General features: G+C 58.3%; 15 protein-coding genes. 9 read left to right on the top strand and 6 right to left on the bottom strand.

Going from position 1 to position 16,384, the window contains the following annotated elements:
• The first annotated feature begins 183 nt into the window (after window positions 1–183).
• Window positions 184–3,030 carry a valine--tRNA ligase gene (locus tag AC1DVE_RS16365; RefSeq protein ID WP_223459717.1) on the top strand — a complete coding sequence of 949 codons (2,847 nt, stop codon included), beginning with the start codon at window positions 184–186 and terminating at the stop codon, window positions 3,028–3,030.
• Window positions 3,031–3,289: 259 nt separating this feature from the next.
• Complete coding sequence (gene rlmF / locus AC1DVE_RS16370; RefSeq protein WP_223532208.1) at window positions 3,290–4,321, top strand: 23S rRNA (adenine(1618)-N(6))-methyltransferase RlmF; 1,032 nt, start codon at window positions 3,290–3,292, stop codon at window positions 4,319–4,321.
• 155 nt (window positions 4,322–4,476) lie between these two features.
• On the opposite strand, the gene AC1DVE_RS16375 is transcribed toward rlmF, so the two are convergent.
• Window positions 4,477–4,911, bottom strand: a complete 435-nt coding sequence (locus tag AC1DVE_RS16375; RefSeq protein WP_223532210.1) for a DUF3757 domain-containing protein — start codon at window positions 4,909–4,911, stop codon at window positions 4,477–4,479.
• Window positions 4,912–5,216: 305 nt separating this feature from the next.
• Complete coding sequence (locus tag AC1DVE_RS16380; protein ID WP_007905514.1) at window positions 5,217–5,498, bottom strand: HU family DNA-binding protein; 282 nt, start codon at window positions 5,496–5,498, stop codon at window positions 5,217–5,219.
• Between the two features lie 396 nt (window positions 5,499–5,894).
• Between AC1DVE_RS16380 and yejK the strand changes: the two genes are divergently transcribed.
• Together yejK and AC1DVE_RS16390 are read left to right on the top strand one after the other, a co-directional pair.
• A complete protein-coding gene (yejK, locus tag AC1DVE_RS16385) occupies window positions 5,895–6,899 on the top strand; it encodes a nucleoid-associated protein YejK (protein WP_057396732.1) in 1,005 nt (334 codons plus the stop codon).
• The gene (locus AC1DVE_RS16390; RefSeq protein WP_223459721.1) at window positions 6,899–7,249 is read left to right on the top strand and encodes a glutaredoxin family protein; all 351 of its coding nucleotides are present in this window, start codon (window positions 6,899–6,901) and stop codon (window positions 7,247–7,249) included. The genes yejK and AC1DVE_RS16390 overlap by 1 nt, the downstream gene beginning before the upstream one ends.
• Window positions 7,250–7,377: 128 nt before the next feature.
• Here the strand turns inward: AC1DVE_RS16390 and AC1DVE_RS16395 are convergent, their stop codons facing one another.
• From AC1DVE_RS16395 to AC1DVE_RS16410, 4 genes are all read right to left on the bottom strand, one after another.
• The gene (locus AC1DVE_RS16395; protein WP_223532212.1) at window positions 7,378–8,313 is read right to left on the bottom strand and encodes a glutathione S-transferase family protein; all 936 of its coding nucleotides are present in this window, start codon (window positions 8,311–8,313) and stop codon (window positions 7,378–7,380) included.
• Window positions 8,314–8,401: 88 nt separating this feature from the next.
• Entirely contained in the window at window positions 8,402–8,713 is a 312-nt protein-coding gene (locus tag AC1DVE_RS16400; RefSeq protein WP_223459725.1) for a GIY-YIG nuclease family protein, read from the bottom strand.
• 40 nt (window positions 8,714–8,753) lie between these two features.
• On the bottom strand, window positions 8,754–9,224 hold the full coding sequence (locus tag AC1DVE_RS16405; RefSeq protein ID WP_223459727.1) for a nuclear transport factor 2 family protein: 471 nt from the start codon (window positions 9,222–9,224) through the stop codon (window positions 8,754–8,756).
• A 120-nt stretch (window positions 9,225–9,344) separates the two neighbouring features.
• Window positions 9,345–9,971 carry a response regulator gene (locus AC1DVE_RS16410; protein ID WP_223459729.1) on the bottom strand — a complete coding sequence of 209 codons (627 nt, stop codon included), beginning with the start codon at window positions 9,969–9,971 and terminating at the stop codon, window positions 9,345–9,347.
• 472 nt (window positions 9,972–10,443) lie between these two features.
• Between AC1DVE_RS16410 and AC1DVE_RS16415 the strand changes: the two genes are divergently transcribed.
• The 5 genes from AC1DVE_RS16415 to AC1DVE_RS16435 all read left to right on the top strand — a co-directional run bounded on the left by AC1DVE_RS16415 (window position 10,444) and on the right by AC1DVE_RS16435 (window position 16,380).
• Complete coding sequence (locus tag AC1DVE_RS16415; RefSeq protein ID WP_223459813.1) at window positions 10,444–11,178, top strand: fimbria/pilus chaperone family protein; 735 nt, start codon at window positions 10,444–10,446, stop codon at window positions 11,176–11,178.
• 134 nt (window positions 11,179–11,312) lie between these two features.
• Entirely contained in the window at window positions 11,313–13,796 is a 2,484-nt protein-coding gene (locus AC1DVE_RS16420) for a fimbria/pilus outer membrane usher protein (protein ID WP_223459730.1), read from the top strand.
• Between the two features lie 10 nt (window positions 13,797–13,806).
• Window positions 13,807–14,949 carry a DUF1120 domain-containing protein gene (locus AC1DVE_RS16425; RefSeq protein ID WP_223459732.1) on the top strand — a complete coding sequence of 381 codons (1,143 nt, stop codon included), beginning with the start codon at window positions 13,807–13,809 and terminating at the stop codon, window positions 14,947–14,949.
• Between the two features lie 83 nt (window positions 14,950–15,032).
• Window positions 15,033–15,647 carry a DUF1120 domain-containing protein gene (locus tag AC1DVE_RS16430; protein WP_223459734.1) on the top strand — a complete coding sequence of 205 codons (615 nt, stop codon included), beginning with the start codon at window positions 15,033–15,035 and terminating at the stop codon, window positions 15,645–15,647.
• Between the two features lie 82 nt (window positions 15,648–15,729).
• A complete protein-coding gene (locus AC1DVE_RS16435) occupies window positions 15,730–16,380 on the top strand; it encodes a DUF1120 domain-containing protein (protein ID WP_223459735.1) in 651 nt (216 codons plus the stop codon).
• Window positions 16,381–16,384 lie beyond the last annotated feature (4 nt).

Below are 16,384 nucleotides of genomic sequence, written 5' to 3' on the forward strand. Positions count from 1 at the left end.
ATCCCTGTGGGAGCGAGCCGGCTCCGGGCGGCGTTCCGACGATGGGGTCTTCACTGACTCAATAGATCCCGATCCCCCACAACTTTTCCCCCACCCATTGTCACCTCGCTCTACGCGCTTCGGCTCATCCCCGCTATACTTCCCGGCTTTTCCTGAATAAATGCCAATAGGGTCCCGCCGCGCATGGATAAGACCTACCAGCCGCACGCCATTGAAACTTCCTGGTACAACACCTGGGAGTCAGAGAATTACTTCGCCCCGCAAGGCGCGGGCGAGTCCTACACCATCATGATCCCGCCGCCGAACGTCACCGGCAGCCTGCACATGGGTCACGGCTTCAACAACGCGATCATGGACGCCCTGATCCGTTTCCGCCGCATGCAGGGTCGCAACACCCTGTGGCAGCCGGGTACCGACCACGCTGGTATCGCTACGCAGATGCTGGTAGAGCGTCAGCTCGAAGCCAAGGGCCAGAGCCGCCATGACCTGGGCCGTGAGAAATTCCTCGAGAAAGTCTGGGAGTGGAAGGATGAGTCCGGTGGCAACATCAGCCGTCAGATCCGTCGCCTCGGTTCGTCCGTAGATTGGAGCCGCGAGCGCTTCACCATGGACGACGGTCTCTCGGAAGCCGTTAAAGAGGCTTTCGTCCGCCTGCACGAAGACGGTCTGATCTACCGCGGCAAGCGCCTGGTCAACTGGGACACCAAGCTGCACACGGCGATTTCCGATCTCGAAGTGGAGAACCACGACGAGAAAGGTTTCCTGTGGAACCTGAAATACCCGCTGGCCGACGGCGCCAAGACCGCTGAAGGCAACGATTTCCTGATCGTCGCGACCACTCGCCCGGAAACCATGCTCGGCGACTCCGCCGTCGCGGTGAACCCGAACGATGAACGCTACAAAGCCCTGATCGGAAAATTTGTCGAGCTGCCACTGGTTGGCCGCCGCATCCCGATCATCGCCGACGATTACTGCGACCCAGAATTCGGCACCGGCTGCGTGAAAATCACCCCGGCCCACGACTTCAACGACTATGAAGTCGGCAAGCGTCACAACCTGCCACTGCTGAACATCTTCGACAAGAACGCAGCGGTCCTGCCGGCTTGCCAGGTGTTCAACCTCGACGGCACGCTGAACGAAACCATCGACGGCAAGATCCCGGCCGAATACGCCGGTCTCGACCGCTTCGAAGCGCGCAAGCAGATCGTAGCCGCGTTCGACGCTGCCGGCCTGTTGGTCAGCGTTGACGATCACGCCCTGAAAGTGCCGAAAGGCGACCGCTCCGGCACCGTCATCGAGCCTTGGCTGACCGACCAGTGGTACGTGTCCACCAAGCCATTGGCCGAGCCTGCGATTGCCGCCGTTGAAGACGGCCGTATCCAGTTCGTGCCGAAACAGTACGAAAACATGTACTTCTCGTGGATGCGCGACATCCAGGACTGGTGCATCAGCCGTCAGCTGTGGTGGGGCCACCGGATTCCGGCCTGGTACGACGAGTCGGGCAAGGTCTACGTCGGTCGCGACGAAGCCGAAGTGCGCGCCAAGCACAACCTCGGCCCTGACGTTGCGCTGCAACAGGACAACGACGTTCTCGACACCTGGTTCAGCTCGGGCCTGTGGACGTTCTCCACCCTCGGCTGGCCGGAAAAAACCGAATTCCTGAAGAAATTCCACTCCACCGACGTCCTGGTGACCGGTTTCGACATCATTTTCTTCTGGGTTGCCCGGATGATCATGCTCACCATGCATTTGGTGAAAAACGAAGACGGCACGCCGCAGGTTCCGTTCAAGACCGTGTACGTTCACGGTCTGGTACGTGATGGCCAGGGCCAGAAGATGTCCAAGTCCAAGGGCAACGTCCTGGACCCGCTGGACATCATCGACGGCATCGAGCTCGAAGCCCTGGTGCAGAAACGCACCTCCGGCATGATGCAGCCGAAACTGGCGAAGAAGATCGAGAAGCAGACCCGCGACGAGTTCGCCGAAGGCATCGCCAGCTACGGCACCGACGCCCTGCGCTTCACCTTCTGCTCGCTGGCGTCCACCGGTCGCGACATCAAGTTCGACATGGGCCGCGTCGAAGGCTATCGCAACTTCTGCAACAAGATCTGGAACGCGGCGCGCTACGTGCTGGACAAGGGCGAAGACTGCGGCCAGAACGGCGAAGCCTTTGAGCTGTCCCTGGCTGACCGCTGGATCATCTCCCAGCTGCAACGCACCGAAGCCGAAGTGACCCGCCAGCTCGACCAGTTCCGTTTCGACCTGGCCGCACAAGCCCTGTACGAGTTCATCTGGAACCAGTATTGCGACTGGTACCTGGAACTGTCCAAGCCAGTGCTGTGGGACGAAAACGCACCGGTCGAACGCCAGCGCGGTACCCGTCGCACCCTGGTGCGCGTACTGGAAGTGGCGTTGCGCCTGGCGCATCCGTTCATGCCGTTCATCACCGAAGAAATCTGGCAGCGCATCGCGCCGCTGGCCGGCATCGAAGGCAAGACGATCATGCTGCAACCTTGGCCAGTGGCCAACGAAACACGCATCGATCAGGCCGCCGAAGATGACATCGAATGGCTCAAGGGCCTGATGCTCGGCACTCGTAACATCCGTGGCGAAATGAACATCGGCCCGGGCAAACCGCTGCCGCTGTTCCTGAAGAACGTCAGCGCCGAGGATCAGCGTCGCCTGACCGAGAACGAAGCCCTGCTGAAGAAGCTGGCGCGCCTCGAATCGATCACTGTTCTGGCGGCTGGCGAAGAAGCACCGCTGTCCGCCACCGCACTGGTCGGCGAGATGGAAGTGCTGGTGCCCATGGCCGGCTTGATCGACAAAGGTGCGGAACTGGCGCGTCTGGACAAGGAAATCCAGCGTCTGCAAGGTGAAGTGCAACGCGTCGGCGGCAAGCTGTCCAACGCCGGCTTCGTTGACAAGGCGCCAGCCGAAGTCATCGAGAAAGAACGCGCCAAACTGGCCGAGGCCGAACAGGCCCTGGGCAAGCTGGCCGAGCAGCATGCGCGGATTGCCAGCCTGTAACGGCAGATCGCAATGAAGAAGGGAGGCCCAAGTGGCCTCCCTTTTTTATGCCTGTCACTTTCTTACATCCAATGAAGATCCCCTGTGGGAGCGGCGGTGCGGCGATCCGACTTGCTCGCGAAGAGGCCATAACATTCGATATAAATATTGACTGAAAGTCCGCTTTCGCGAGCAAGCCCGCTCCCACATTTGATTAGTGTGGCTCTCAGATGTGGGACAATGCCCGCCACTTTTAGCCATACCCGAATCGACCGCCGCCATGACCGCCCCTCGTCCACCGAAACCTGCGCGTAAAAAGCCTTCACCCGCGACTCCGGCCAAAGCCGTGGAGCCCCGCGAAAAGGCCAACCTGCACCCGCGCAATCGCCATCAGGGTCGCTACGACTTTCCGACGCTGATCAAAAGCGCGCCGGAACTGAAGAAGTTCGTGATCATCAATCCGTACGGCAAGGAAAGCATCGACTTCGCCAGCCCGGAAGCCGTGCGGGTGTTCAATCGGGCGCTGCTCAAGTCGTTCTATGGCATCGCTCACTGGGACATTCCGGCCGACTACCTGTGCCCACCGGTGCCAGGCCGTGCCGATTACGTACACTTCCTCGCCGACCTGCTGGCCAGTGACAATGACGGTGTGATTCCCCGTGGCGCCGTCGTGAAGGTGCTGGACATCGGCATGGGCGCCAACTGCGTGTATCCGCTGATCGGTTATAGCGACTATCGCTGGCAGTTCCTCGGTTCCGATATCGATGCGACTGCCATCGCCGCGGCGAAGGCCATCATTCAATCCAATGGCCTGAACAAAGCGATCCAGGTACGCCAGCAGAGCAACCCCAAGCAGATCCTCGCAGGACTGCTGGAGAACACAGAGCGCTTTGACCTGACCATGTGCAACCCGCCATTCCACGCCTCGCTGGACGAGGCCACGCGGGGCAGCACGCGCAAATGGCGGGCCCTGGGCAAAGCCGATCCGAAGCGCAAGCTGCCGGTTTTGAACTTTGGCGGGCAAGCGGCGGAATTATGGTGTGAAGGTGGGGAGGTGCGATTCGTCACGCAACTGGTCAGCGAGAGCGTACAAGTGGCGCAACAAGTGCTGTGGTTCAGCACGCTGGTGTCGAAGGCGTCGAACCTGCCGGCGATCCAGACCGCCTTGAAAAAGGTCGGTGCTTTGGACAGCCAAGTGGTCGAAATGGGCCAAGGCCAAAAGCAGAGCCGCTTCGTCGCCTGGACCTTCCAGACCAAAGCGCAGCAACAGGCCTGGCGTCAGGCACGATGGTCGAAAGCTACAGCCGAGTAAAAAGCCAGACGCACAAAAAAGCCGTGCCTGGATGACTCCTGTACACGGCTTTTAACAGACCTTAGCGATTAACAGTGACGCTCAGATCTGTAACCACTAACTGCCTGACAACTTTCCTGCAACTTCGATAACAGGAAAGTTTAGATATCTTCGCTTTAACGTTTTGTACGAACATTCTCTGTGAACGCACAAGCTCGCGCCTCCTTGCTATAGCAGTGATACTGACCATACCATTGCTCCCATGGCCCACTGGTATCAATACTTACGATAGTTCCCTCTCGTTTGTATCTCATATCCAGATCGCCTCCATTTTGCAGTTTGTAACCACAACGCAGAATTTCACCGGCAACAGTGCCACCTTCGGCTGCTACGCGAGGTACGAATATCGCCAACTCGAATTCACCTACCAGCCCACGCCCGGTTTGCGAAACACCGTACCACTCCCCCTCTCCACTTGCTGTCGGGGCTTTATAGGAACCTGGTGCAAACTCCTTGATGTCAGATGGGCTTGGGCAGTACTCGGTAACATTTGCCAAAGCCTGACCGGACACCAGAAACGATACGCACATCAACAACTGTTTAACTTTCATAAAAACGTCCCTGTAACCAACAACTGAAATTTGGTTTTGGCTTTTTACGCAAAGCCAAGCGCTACGCCTTATTGATACTACCGACCCAAGGCGCACACTCAACTATCAGTTCTGTAGGAACGTTCGTTTTATACAGAGAGAAAAATGCAACTCAGCGCAAACGGCTATTCCTGTCAGATGCGCGGGTAACAACTGCTTTCAAACAAAGGGATTATTTCAACAATTTACATTGCGTAAATCGTTACGACGCCCACAAAAAAACCGTGCCCGGATCGCTCCGGTGCACGGTTTTTTCTTAACAAGTCTTACTTGTTAACAGCGTCGGTCAGGCCTTTGGCCACAACCAGCTTGATCACTTTCTTGGCAGCGATTTCGATGGCAGCGCCAGTCGAAGGGTTACGGCCAGTACGGGCAGGGCGCTCGGTCACTTTCAGTTTGCCGATACCTGGCAGAGTGATTTCGCCGCCGTTTTCCAGCTGATCGGCAACGATTTGGCCCAGTTGGTCCAGAGCGTTACGCGCGGTGGTTTTCGGCGCGTCGATAGCTTCAGCGATGTCGGCGATCAGTTGGTCTTTAGTAAGAGCCATTTAGTGTTCCTTCCCTATCAAATTCATATGGATTGCAGAGTGCAATGTCAGCCATCGAGCCCGATCTTTTGGATCCGGCACCCTCGGCCAAATAACCTCGGGATCGGGGTTATAGATACCGAAATCAGGGTTTGGTTCGACCTGACAAATGCTGACTGCACGCTTAACGCAGTGACTTCGCGCAAGACCGGGCAAAGCTAGCACACAGACGTGGAAATATCCGCCTCTAGCTACCCATTTGGTCAGCTTTATTGCGCTAAAACCGTAAAAAACTGCATAAGCACCGTCGGTCGCCCGCCAATTGCCCTTCGCACCGCGCCAAAACCAGTGGTTGCGGTACACTGGGCGCTTTTTCGGGGGAGCACGCCCTCCTCTCTTCATTCAGCCGAGAAGCCCATGCCGATCCGTCATTGCATCGTCCACCTGATCGACAAAAAACCCGACGGCACACCCGCAGTTCTCCACGCTCGTGACTCTGAACTGGCTGAGTCTGCAGCCATCGAGAACATGCTCGCCGACCTCAACGAAAGCTATAACGCCAAACAGGGTAAAGCCTGGGGCCTGTTCCATCCGGAATCCGGCGCGTTCCCGTTCAGCGGCTGGCTGAAGGAGTACCTCGATGGCGGCCAGGATTTCACCGCGTTCAGCCGCGTGGCGGTTGAGCATCTGCAAAAGCTGATGGAAGAATCGAACCTGTCGGTTGGCGGCCACGTGCTATTCGCACACTATCAGCAAGGCATGACCGACTACCTGGCCATCGCCCTGCTGCACCACAGTGAAGGCGTGGCCGTGACCGACGAACTGGACGTGACCCCGTCCCGCCACCTCGATCTTGGCCAGTTGCACCTGGCCGCGCGGATCAACGTTTCCGAGTGGCAGAACAACAAACAATCCAAGCAGTACATTTCGTTCATCAAAGGCAAGAACGGCAAAAAGGTTTCGGAGTATTTCCGCGACTTCATTGGCTGTCAGGAAGGCGTCGACGGTCCGGGTGAAACCCGCACCCTGCTCAAAGCCTTCAGTGATTTCGTTGAAAGCGAAGACCTGCCGGAAGACGACGCCCGCGAGAAGACCAAGACCCTGGTGGATTACGCCAGCAGCCAGGCCAAGCTCGGTGAGCCGATGGGCCTGGAAGAGTTGTCGGGGCTGATCGACGAAGAACGCCCGAAAGCCTTCTACGATCACATCCGCAACAAGGATTACGGCCTCTCGCCGGAAATCCCGGCCGACAAACGCACCCTGAACCAGTTCCGCCGATTCACTGGCCGCGCCGAAGGCCTGTCGATCAGTTTCGAAGCACACCTGCTGGGCTCGAAGATCGAGTACGACGAAGAAGCCGGCACGTTGATCATCAAGGGCCTGCCCACTTCGCTCACCGATCAACTGAAGCGCCGAAACTGATGCTCGGTGGCGTACTGAAGAAATTCCTGCTGATCCTGCTGGTGGTCGTGGTCTATCAGAACTGGGGCAAGATCGAGCGGGTGTTCAACCCATCGCAAGTGGTGCCTGCGCAGACGCAGGCCAAGGCCAACGTCGTGCTCTACGCCACCGAATGGTGTGGTTACTGCAAGCTGACCCGGCGCTTCCTCGATCAGGAAGGCATACCGTACAAGGAATTCGATATCGAGAAGGATGCTGTCGCGCGCGAGGACTATCGGGCACTGGGCGGTGGCGGCATTCCAATTATCGATGTGAACGGGACGCTGATTCGCGGGTATGACCCGGATGCGATTCTGGCGGCGTTGAATTAACTAATCGGGTTCAAACAATCCGTGTGGCGAGGGAGCTTGCTCCCGCTGGACTGCGCAGCAGTCCCTCTTCAGGGGCCGCTTCGCGACCCGACGGGAGCAAGCTCCCTCGCCACAGGTGCATGTCGGTTTCAGCAGGCTTCGATCCGGAAACCAAACCGCGGGAAGTGCACATGCACCACACCGCCACGCTCGTCCTCTCGCCGTACAATCAGCTCTTCGCAGCCGGCAAACAACAACTCCCCCGCCACCGGATCAACGCCGTAATCCGTGGCCGCGATCACTACCTGTTGCCCCGCCTTGAATCCATTGGGATCAACGAACTGCTCATTCGGCAATGCCGCTGGCGTGGACGCGCGTGCCACTGCCAGAGCCTCCTCGGAACTCATCTCGCTGGACGCTCCATGACCGAAGCCCAATACCCGAGCATGCCACGCGGCCACCGCCAGGTAAGCCTCCACCAGTGGTGCCGTGACCGGTGTGGCTTTGAGGAACCAGAGGCAATGGGCCAGTGCAAAGTCGGCAATCGACGGTTCACCAAACAGGAAATCACCCTCTTCGCGCTGCAACTGCAACTCCAGGCGCGACATGATCGTTGGCCACTGATGTTTGGCCTGTTCGGTGGACAGTTTTGTCGCGCTACCTCCACTGAACAAACCGGCACGGTCGGCCAGAAACGCCTTGATCGCTTCCGGCGACAAATTGCCAAAGCGCACCGCTATCGATTCCGGCTGGAACACCAGGCTCACCGCATGCTGGAACACCACTGAGTCGGCCCAGGCTGCAAACGACGCGGTGATCATTTCCTGACCTTCCGGGAAGAACGCAGGCAAGGCTTTTTCCTGTTCCAGTCGCCGAGCAATCAATGCCGTGTCGCAATAGATATCGGCACCGACCTGCAACACCGGAGTCTTGCGGTAGCCACCGGTCAACGCCGTGAGATCCGGTTTCGGCATCACTGGCGAGATCTTCACCGAACGCCAGGACAAGCCCTTGAAGCCCAGCAGCAGGCGGGCCTTCTCGGCAAAGGGGGACGTCGGGTAATGATGCAGAATCAACTCGGACATGCTCGGCTCCGCCGCAAGGATCAGGAGTCCGCAGCTTAGCGCGCAATCACCTGGCAGCCTACAGATCTGCCTGATGGGAACTGATCAGTCAGAGTGATAAGCCAGAGACGGCGCTCGCCACCAGGCATTCCTTGGCGCTCTTTTTGAGTTTTTTGATCAGCCGTTCCTGACGTAAAGCATCGCCTTTATCGCGACAGCGTTCGGTGTAGACCAGGGCCATGGCAGGGCTGGAAAGAAAGAATCGCGCGCCCTTGCCGCTTTGATGCTTGGCGAAGCGACGCACGGGATCATCGCTGATCCCGCAATAGAGCGAACCGTTGGCCGCACGAACAAGGTAGACGAACCAGGTTTTGCTCGCGGGGGTGTCGGCGTCGACAGGGCTTTCGCTGAGGGTGGTCACGTAACGATCAGGGCTTGAAGGAAAACAAGCCGCGATCTTATCAGCGACTGGCCTGGAATGCCTTCAGGCCCTTCAATGCCTGTGCGCGAACGGCGTTTCTCACCAGCGGCGTCCAGCCCAGCAACAGGCCTTTGAAACCCAACGCCTGACGCGACCAGGTCCATAGATCGAAACTGTCGTGATGTTCGCAAATCTTGCCATCACGGAAGATGAAACGCGCCTGGATATCGTTGACCACGGTGTTGCCGGTCTGACTGAACAGATAGGTCGCGACCCAATGAACACCACCGGTTCGCTCGTCGGCGCGAACATGATCGAAGGTCAGGGAAAAGTCCTTGGCCCGCGTGGTCAGCATGCGCCACATGTCACCGGCATCGCGACCGCGAAGCTCGCCGAACGCAGGGTCACTGAACACCACATCATCGGTGTAGCAGGCCGCCATGGCTTCGGCATCCAAGCGCTGGAAAGCCTGGTAGAAACGGGTGATCAAGGCGCTATGGGCTTCACTCATTTGCGGGTTCCCCTGGATTTGCATAATGGCTTCGAAAGATTGCCTGCACGATAATCTGCAAATGCATCGAACACTATCGGCATTCATGACGAAAATAACGCGATGATTATTCACTTCATTTCAGTACGACATTCCGTTGTCCCGGGCGTAGGAAAAAAGATCAACGTCCGTGGAAATACCCAGCCGGTGCATGGCCATGTTCTTTTGTTTACTGATGGTCGACACGCTGCGTTTGAAATGAATGGCGATTTCGCTGACGGTCATGCCACTGGCGAGCATTCGGACCACTTCGTGCTCCTTGGCTGACAGTGGCGATTCGTGCAGCTGATTGCGGGCGTTGGCCAGCAGTGTGCGCAGGGACTCGCTGAGGTAACGGCGCCCTTCCTGCACCGCATTGATTGCAAGAGGCAGCTCAGTCGCCGATGCGGTTTTGGCGACGATGGCCATCACGCCTTGAGCCAACGCAGCCCTTGCCGTCGCCACACTGGTAAACATCGTTACCAGAATGATCGGCAAGGCCGGGTAAAGGCGTTGAATCGTACTCAACATTTTCAAGCCATCGGCCTGCTGCCCTCCCGGCATGGAGAAGTCAGTGATCAGCAGGTCGCAGGACGTGCTTGAAAGCAGATGCATCAGGCTGTCGGCACTGTCGGCCTCGCCGACGATCACGCATCGTCGGCTGGCGTTGATGAGTATGCGTAGTCCGACTCGAACGACGGAATGGTCGTCAGCAATTACGACTCGCATTGTGGGATACCTCCTGCTTGTGGCGCAATGGCGCGAAAAATAGCGCCGTTCTTCCCCCCTCCACAACGCCCCGAAAAAACCTCTAACGTCACATCCTCAATGTATTCAATGGGCTAACTCTTTGCCCATCTAACAAATAGATGGTTCCTACATTGCAGCGCGCTGAAGACTACGCAGGAGGGCTATTACCAAAGGATTCCTCGTTAGAAAACGTTACGTAGTCCGCAACACTCTTTCATACATACCCCCCTCTCTTTTCGTACTAGTTGCATTCCTCCCGCTCCGCCTGCTCGCTAAATTGCGGTCTACCAAGCAGTCCGGCCGTACCTGCACAGAACTGCGCTCACTCTCGCCTGACTATCGAAAACATGAACAAGACGCCAATGACCCTGCGCAATCCACGCTTACTCACAGAATCCCTGCATTACCTGTACTGCGAGCCATGCCAACGGTCTTTTATCCGGGAATTTCAATGAGAGACATCAAGACAATATTTTTGAAGCAGATGCGCCGCTTGACCCATACGGGCATCGGTGCATGCGCTCTGCTATTGACCGCGCAGGCTCACGCCGACGGCATGGTGCCCGATACCTCAGTGGTGATCGTCAATGAAGCCAATGGGGAAACCGCTGTATCCGTGACCAATACCGACGCCAACCTGGCGCTGCTACATATCACCATCGAAGACATTCCCGAAGACACCGAGCCATTGGTGTTCGTGACCCCTCCATTGGCACGCGTTGAAGCCTCCAAGTCACAATTGGTGCGCTTCATCCTGCAATCAGAAAAACCCCTGCTCACCCAGCGTTTGAAACGGGTGATTTTTGAAGGCATCCCCCAAGACAAATCCGCTCTGGAAGCCGGGCGTGCCCGTGTGGGGGTGACGGTGCGCCAGAACCTGCCAATCATCCTTCACCCCGCTGGCTTGGCGCGCAACCGCACACCATGGACCGATCTGAAATGGTCGCTGCAGGATGGTCAACTGACCGTACGCAACGAAACACCTTATGTCGTTCGCCTGGCTCAGGAAGTACAACTGCTGCCTTCCGGGAGCGCTGCACTGCTACCGCGAACCTATGTGCTGCCTGGTGACCACATCAGCGTTTCGGTCCGTGCAAAGGCTGCCACCCAGGTTCGAATTTTCCCAGCGACCGTCTATGGCTTTTCTGTGCCGCCCTATGAGGCGCCGCTCGCCCCCTGGAACTGACGCCACCGATAGCGCCGTACAGGGAAAGGCAGGCGTCGACATTTCAACGTGACGGCCGGTTTTGCTTTCGCTGCATGCGTGACGGAAGCCGTAGCGGATCAAGTCGGCACCCAGACATAACCCAAGTGAACCTCATGAACACCGTATTGAAATACCGTGATGGCGAAGCCATGCCTGCGATTCGGGCGATCCGCAAACTCCCTCATCTGTCGCGACTTCGTACCGGCATGGTGTTGCTGCTAAGCAATGTAGTGATGGGGACCAACGCCTATGCCGAAGATCTCAATGATGCTTCGATGCTGACTTCGTTCGACCAGAAAATGCTGAGTCAACGCGGTATCGACCCCAGTCTCGCAACCCTGCTGCTGGCCGCTCCGAACTTCACCCCTGGCCGACATCCGATCACCCTCACGGTCAATGGAATGCGTAGTGGCCGGGTGGACGTCACATTCAACCGCGAAGGCGACTTGTGCTTTGACCGTGCCCTGCTCGATGCGGCAAACCTGACCGCCCCCCCAACTCCAGCCAACGACAAAGGCTGTTTCGATACGCTCGCCACCTGGCCGCAAGCCCGAATCGAACAGGACCCGGCCAACCTCGGCCTTTCATTGATAGTGCCCACCCAGGCGATACGTCCGGCTGTCCGCGATATCTCTGCTTTTCAAACCGGCGGTATCGCCGGGTTACTCAACTACGACGTCAACAGCCTTCACAGCCAATACGGCAGTCAATCGAACCGCTACCTCTCGGCCAATACCGAAGTCGGTTTCAATGCCGGCGACTGGATTGTGCGCAGTCGTCAGGTGCAGACCTGGCAGAACGATGTGTCCAGCACCACTCACCTGGCGGCTTACGCCCAGCGCACCATTGCCAGCCATGAGACGGTGCTTCAAGCAGGTCAGGTCAATCTCTACAACCCGGTACTGGCCGGCGCGCAGATCACCGGCGTCCAGGTCATGACCGAGCAGGCGCTCCAGGTCGAAGGCCAAAGCAATCCCATCGAAGGGATTGCTCACAGCCAGGCTCAGGTGGAAATCCGGCAGAACGGTTCGCTGATCCACTCGACAGTGGTGCCGGCCGGGCCGTTTTCCCTTAGTAACGTGCGTCGGCTCGACAGTCGCTCCGATGTCGAGGTCACCGTCAAGGAAGCGGATGGTAGCGAGCAACGCTTCACGGTCCCCGTCGCCATGCTCGGCGTTGGCCTGCCGGCTCCCGGCTTTTCGTTGGCCGCCGGCCAGGTACGCAGTCTCGGCACTGCACAGAGCGGCGACCCCTGGGTAATCAGCGGCAGCTGGAGCGGAGCACTCAACCCGAATGTCCTGCTCAGCACCGGCGCTACGGGCGCCGCCGACTACCGTGCTGCGGGCGCAGGCCTGAGCCTGCTGCCAGGGCCCGACACACAGATCCAGGCCACCCTGCAAGCGACCGACACCAGCACCCACCAGGCCAACAGAGGGCTTCAGGCCGACCTGAATGTTTCGCAACGCATGGGGGAGCAGTGGTCGATCAATGCCGGAACTTCGCACCGGACCTTCGGCTTTCGCGAACTGTCGGAGGCAGTGTTCGATACTCACTCGGAGCGCAGCCAGACGCGTTACCGCGATCAGCAGAGCCTGTCGCTGGCCTGGTCTCGCCCCGGGCTTGGCGCGTTCAGCAGCGGCTTCAATCGTTCAACGACTTTCGACGGACAAAACAGTAGCCGCGCCCTGGCGTCCTGGGGCACCCAGATCGGCGGCGTGTCGCTGTCGGCCACGGCGCTATGGCAAGTCAGCGGCACCCAACGTAGCGACGACAGTGTTTACCTGAGCCTGAGTATTCCACTGGGTGAAAGCCGTCGAGCCCGCACCTGGTTACGCAGTTCCGCTGGCGAATACCGCAGCGGTGTCGGCTTGAACGAACAGATCAACGACCAGTTGAGTTACCGGGTCGGCGTTGAACACGACACCCGAGACAAACAAGTGCAGTCCTCAGCAGGGGTTTCCCTGCTGCCGCGCTACAGCCAATTGGACTTGAGCTACACCCGCTCCGATGCCGAACACTCCAGCTACCAGATTGGCGCGCGTGGCGGCGCTGTGCTGCACGGCGACGGCTTGACGTTATCGCCATACCCCGTACGGGACACCTTCGCGCTGCTTTCGGTAGGCGATACGAGCGCCATCAAAGTCTCGACCCCCAGCGGTCCGGTCTGGACCGATTGGCAAGGTCACGCCGTGGTTCCTCACGTGAGCGCCTATGGCCGCAGCCCGGTAGAAGTCGACACCCGCTCGCTGCCACGCAACCTCGATATCAACAACGGACTGGCCGTGGTTTCCGCCGGGCGCGGAGCCGTCGACAAAGTCGAGTTCGGTGTCACGTTGACCCGTCGTGCCTTGCTCAAAGTCACCACCGACAACGGTGCCCCCCTGCCCCGTGGCGCGACGGTAAGCACCGCAAACGGTGAGTTCGTCACGCTCGCTCAAGAAGGGGGATTGGTGTTTCTGCCCAACGTCCTGGACACCCGCGACCTGTGGATAACCGCACCGGGGCTGGAACGCTGCGAACTGCGTTTCGAGCTGCCCGCCAAGGCCAATGCCCAGGTGTATTACGAGACCGCCACCGCCCAGTGTCGGGCTCTTTAAGGATGACCCTATGAAACTGTCCCGCCCTTTGCTGTTAACACTCGGCACGCTGATGTTGAGCGGACTCACGCCACAGGCCTGGGCGCTCGCCGATGAATGCCAGCTCACCTTGAGTCAGCCGGTACTCGATTACGGCTTGATGAATCGGGCAATACGCGCCAATGCCCCCGCAGAACAGCCACTGGGCGAGCGCCGCCTGAGCCTGAACCTGAACTGCTCACAACCCACCGACATGACCCTGTTCTACCGCGCCATGGCAGCGACCGCCGAGCGCTTTCGCTTTACCGAGCACGGCAGCTATGCCGTGCGCATGGGGGACGCCGTACTCGATGGGCAACCGGTGGACCTGGGCCAGATTTCCGCCGTCGGCCAGGTACCCGAAGAAGCCGCTTCAAGTCTGCTTTGGCGACCGCAACAGGCGATCGTTCCGGTTCGGGGTGGGGTGGCGGTACAAGGGCAAAGCCTGTCGGCGCAACTGGAACTGACAGCCTGGGCGCCGGCAAAAGCATTGCAGGTACGTGACACCGTTGTCTGGGAAACCACCGGCCTGTTCGACGCGGTCGCTACGGGCCGCTCCAGGGAGCTAACCCTGCGCGCCAGTTTCGCCCCTGCCGCGTGCAAGGTGGAACTGTCCAATGGCGGCCTGGTGGATTTCGGTCGGTTATCGATAAACGACCTGAACCCCGACAAAAGTACCCGACTGCCACCCAAGGAATTGACCCTGCAGGTTGGCTGCGACGCACCGACGCAATTTGCCCTTGTCATGCATGACAACCGCCCAGGTACGGCGACGGTCAACAGCGGGATTTACTACGGACTGGGTCTGGATAAGCGCAGCAACAGGATTGGCCTGTACTCACTGAATCTCGATCCCGCCAACGCCAGCGCGGACAGCTTTGCCCGCGTGTATCGAACCGACTCCACCACCCAAGGCATGGCCTGGAGTACCTCCAGTTCAAACCCCATACCGATCGCCCAGAAAAGCTACCTGGGTTTTACCGACAGCGCCGCCAGTACCGCAGGGCCGGCCTCGGTCCAAAACCTCACAACGACGGTTACGGTCGATGCCGTCATCGCCCCCACCGCGAGCCTGGACATGAGCACCGCCGTTCACCTCGATGGCTCAGGGACGATTGAAATATTTTACCCGTAACACCCACCCTGCCTTGTTGAACCCGAAGTGCAATCACGCGCCCTGGGCCATTCAAGGTCAATAACAGAAAGGAAGTTTCATCTATGAAAAAGTACTTCGCAGCACTCACCACAACGGCACTGATCAGCGTCGCTCCTTTTGCTCTCGCAGGGCCGAGCACTGACCTGACGGTCAGCGGCGTCATCACGCCAGCCGCTTGCACGCCGACACTCTCCAGTGGAGGTGTCATTGACTTGGGATCGATCTCGTATCATGAGCTTAAAAAGGACGAGAACACCAAGCTTGACGATCATGATATTACATTGACCATGGACTGCGATGGATCTACCGGCTTCGCCATCATTGCAATCGACAATAGAAGCGGTTCAGGAATTGGTGACGGGTTTGGCCTTGGCCTGAACGACGGAGAACCGGTGGGATACTTTATCCCACTAATTCAGACAGTCACTGCAGATGCAGACACGGTTTATCCTATCGAGTCAAACGACAGCGGAGTCACTTGGGCGACAACAGACGCTGCTAAACCGGGATACTGGTTGTCCGCTGCCGCCACTAGTGGCGGTACTACACCGATCGATGCAAAGCTTGTCACCGTGGACTTTAAGGTCGAAACCTACATCATCCGTGCTGACCAGCTGACGCTGAACGGCGACCTCGACATTGACGGCTCCGCGACGTTCGAAGTGAAGTACCTCTAAGGACCAAGACGCTGAACCGTTCGTTGCCTGTATGAACAAGCGGTTCAGCACCTATACCTTCTTCTCAAAAAGGAATTTACCGATGAAGCGTATGCCTTTAACCCTGACCGCAGCGCTGTTGATGAGTACGGTGACTTGCGCCCTGGCGGCGTCTACCGCTGATTTGACTGTCAACGGCATCATCACCCCGGTCGCCTGCACCCCGATTTTTTCCAACAACGGCGTTGTCGACTACGGAATAATCTCCCGGCAAGACCTGAACGTCGACAAAAGGACGCAACTGCGTGACGAATCCCTCGACCTCAACATCAGCTGCACGACACCTGCCCGTTTCGCATTGCTCATGCAGGACAACCGGGAAGGCTCGGCCATCGTCGACAGTGGGATCTACTATGGCCTGGAGTTCGACCGCAGCGGCAACAGGATCGGTCTGTATTCACTGCACTTCGATCCCGCCAACACCGTAGTGGACGCTCTGCCTCAAGTGTATCGAACCGATTCCACCACCAATGGGCGGGCGTGGAGTACATCCAGGTCCAGCCCCATACCGATCAGCGCCAAAAGTTATCTGGGCTTCACCGATGTGGCGGGCAGCACTGCGGGTCCTGTCGCGATTCTGAACCTGAGCAGTCGGGTTACTCTCGTCACGGTCATTGCCGCCACCTCAACCCTGGACTTGAGTGACGATGCAACACTCGATGGCTCGGCGACCCTGGAGGTTCTCTATTTATAGGCGT

The organism is Pseudomonas sp. P4_B4, from assembly GCF_056402255.1.

Coding starts and splice junctions, on each gene's coding strand:
- AC1DVE_RS16365 (WP_223459717.1), top strand. CDS start 184: ATGGATAAGACCTACCAGCCGCACGCCATTGAAACTTCCTGGTACAAC.
- rlmF (WP_223532208.1), top strand. CDS start 3,290: ATGACCGCCCCTCGTCCACCGAAACCTGCGCGTAAAAAGCCTTCACCC.
- AC1DVE_RS16375 (WP_223532210.1), bottom strand. CDS start 4,911: ATGAAAGTTAAACAGTTGTTGATGTGCGTATCGTTTCTGGTGTCCGGT.
- AC1DVE_RS16380 (WP_007905514.1), bottom strand. CDS start 5,498: ATGGCTCTTACTAAAGACCAACTGATCGCCGACATCGCTGAAGCTATC.
- yejK (WP_057396732.1), top strand. CDS start 5,895: ATGCCGATCCGTCATTGCATCGTCCACCTGATCGACAAAAAACCCGAC.
- AC1DVE_RS16390 (WP_223459721.1), top strand. CDS start 6,899: ATGCTCGGTGGCGTACTGAAGAAATTCCTGCTGATCCTGCTGGTGGTC.
- AC1DVE_RS16395 (WP_223532212.1), bottom strand. CDS start 8,313: ATGTCCGAGTTGATTCTGCATCATTACCCGACGTCCCCCTTTGCCGAG.
- AC1DVE_RS16405 (WP_223459727.1), bottom strand. CDS start 9,224: ATGAGTGAAGCCCATAGCGCCTTGATCACCCGTTTCTACCAGGCTTTC.
- AC1DVE_RS16410 (WP_223459729.1), bottom strand. CDS start 9,971: ATGCGAGTCGTAATTGCTGACGACCATTCCGTCGTTCGAGTCGGACTA.
- AC1DVE_RS16415 (WP_223459813.1), top strand. CDS start 10,444: ATGAGAGACATCAAGACAATATTTTTGAAGCAGATGCGCCGCTTGACC.
- AC1DVE_RS16420 (WP_223459730.1), top strand. CDS start 11,313: ATGAACACCGTATTGAAATACCGTGATGGCGAAGCCATGCCTGCGATT.
- AC1DVE_RS16425 (WP_223459732.1), top strand. CDS start 13,807: ATGAAACTGTCCCGCCCTTTGCTGTTAACACTCGGCACGCTGATGTTG.
- AC1DVE_RS16430 (WP_223459734.1), top strand. CDS start 15,033: ATGAAAAAGTACTTCGCAGCACTCACCACAACGGCACTGATCAGCGTC.
- AC1DVE_RS16435 (WP_223459735.1), top strand. CDS start 15,730: ATGAAGCGTATGCCTTTAACCCTGACCGCAGCGCTGTTGATGAGTACG.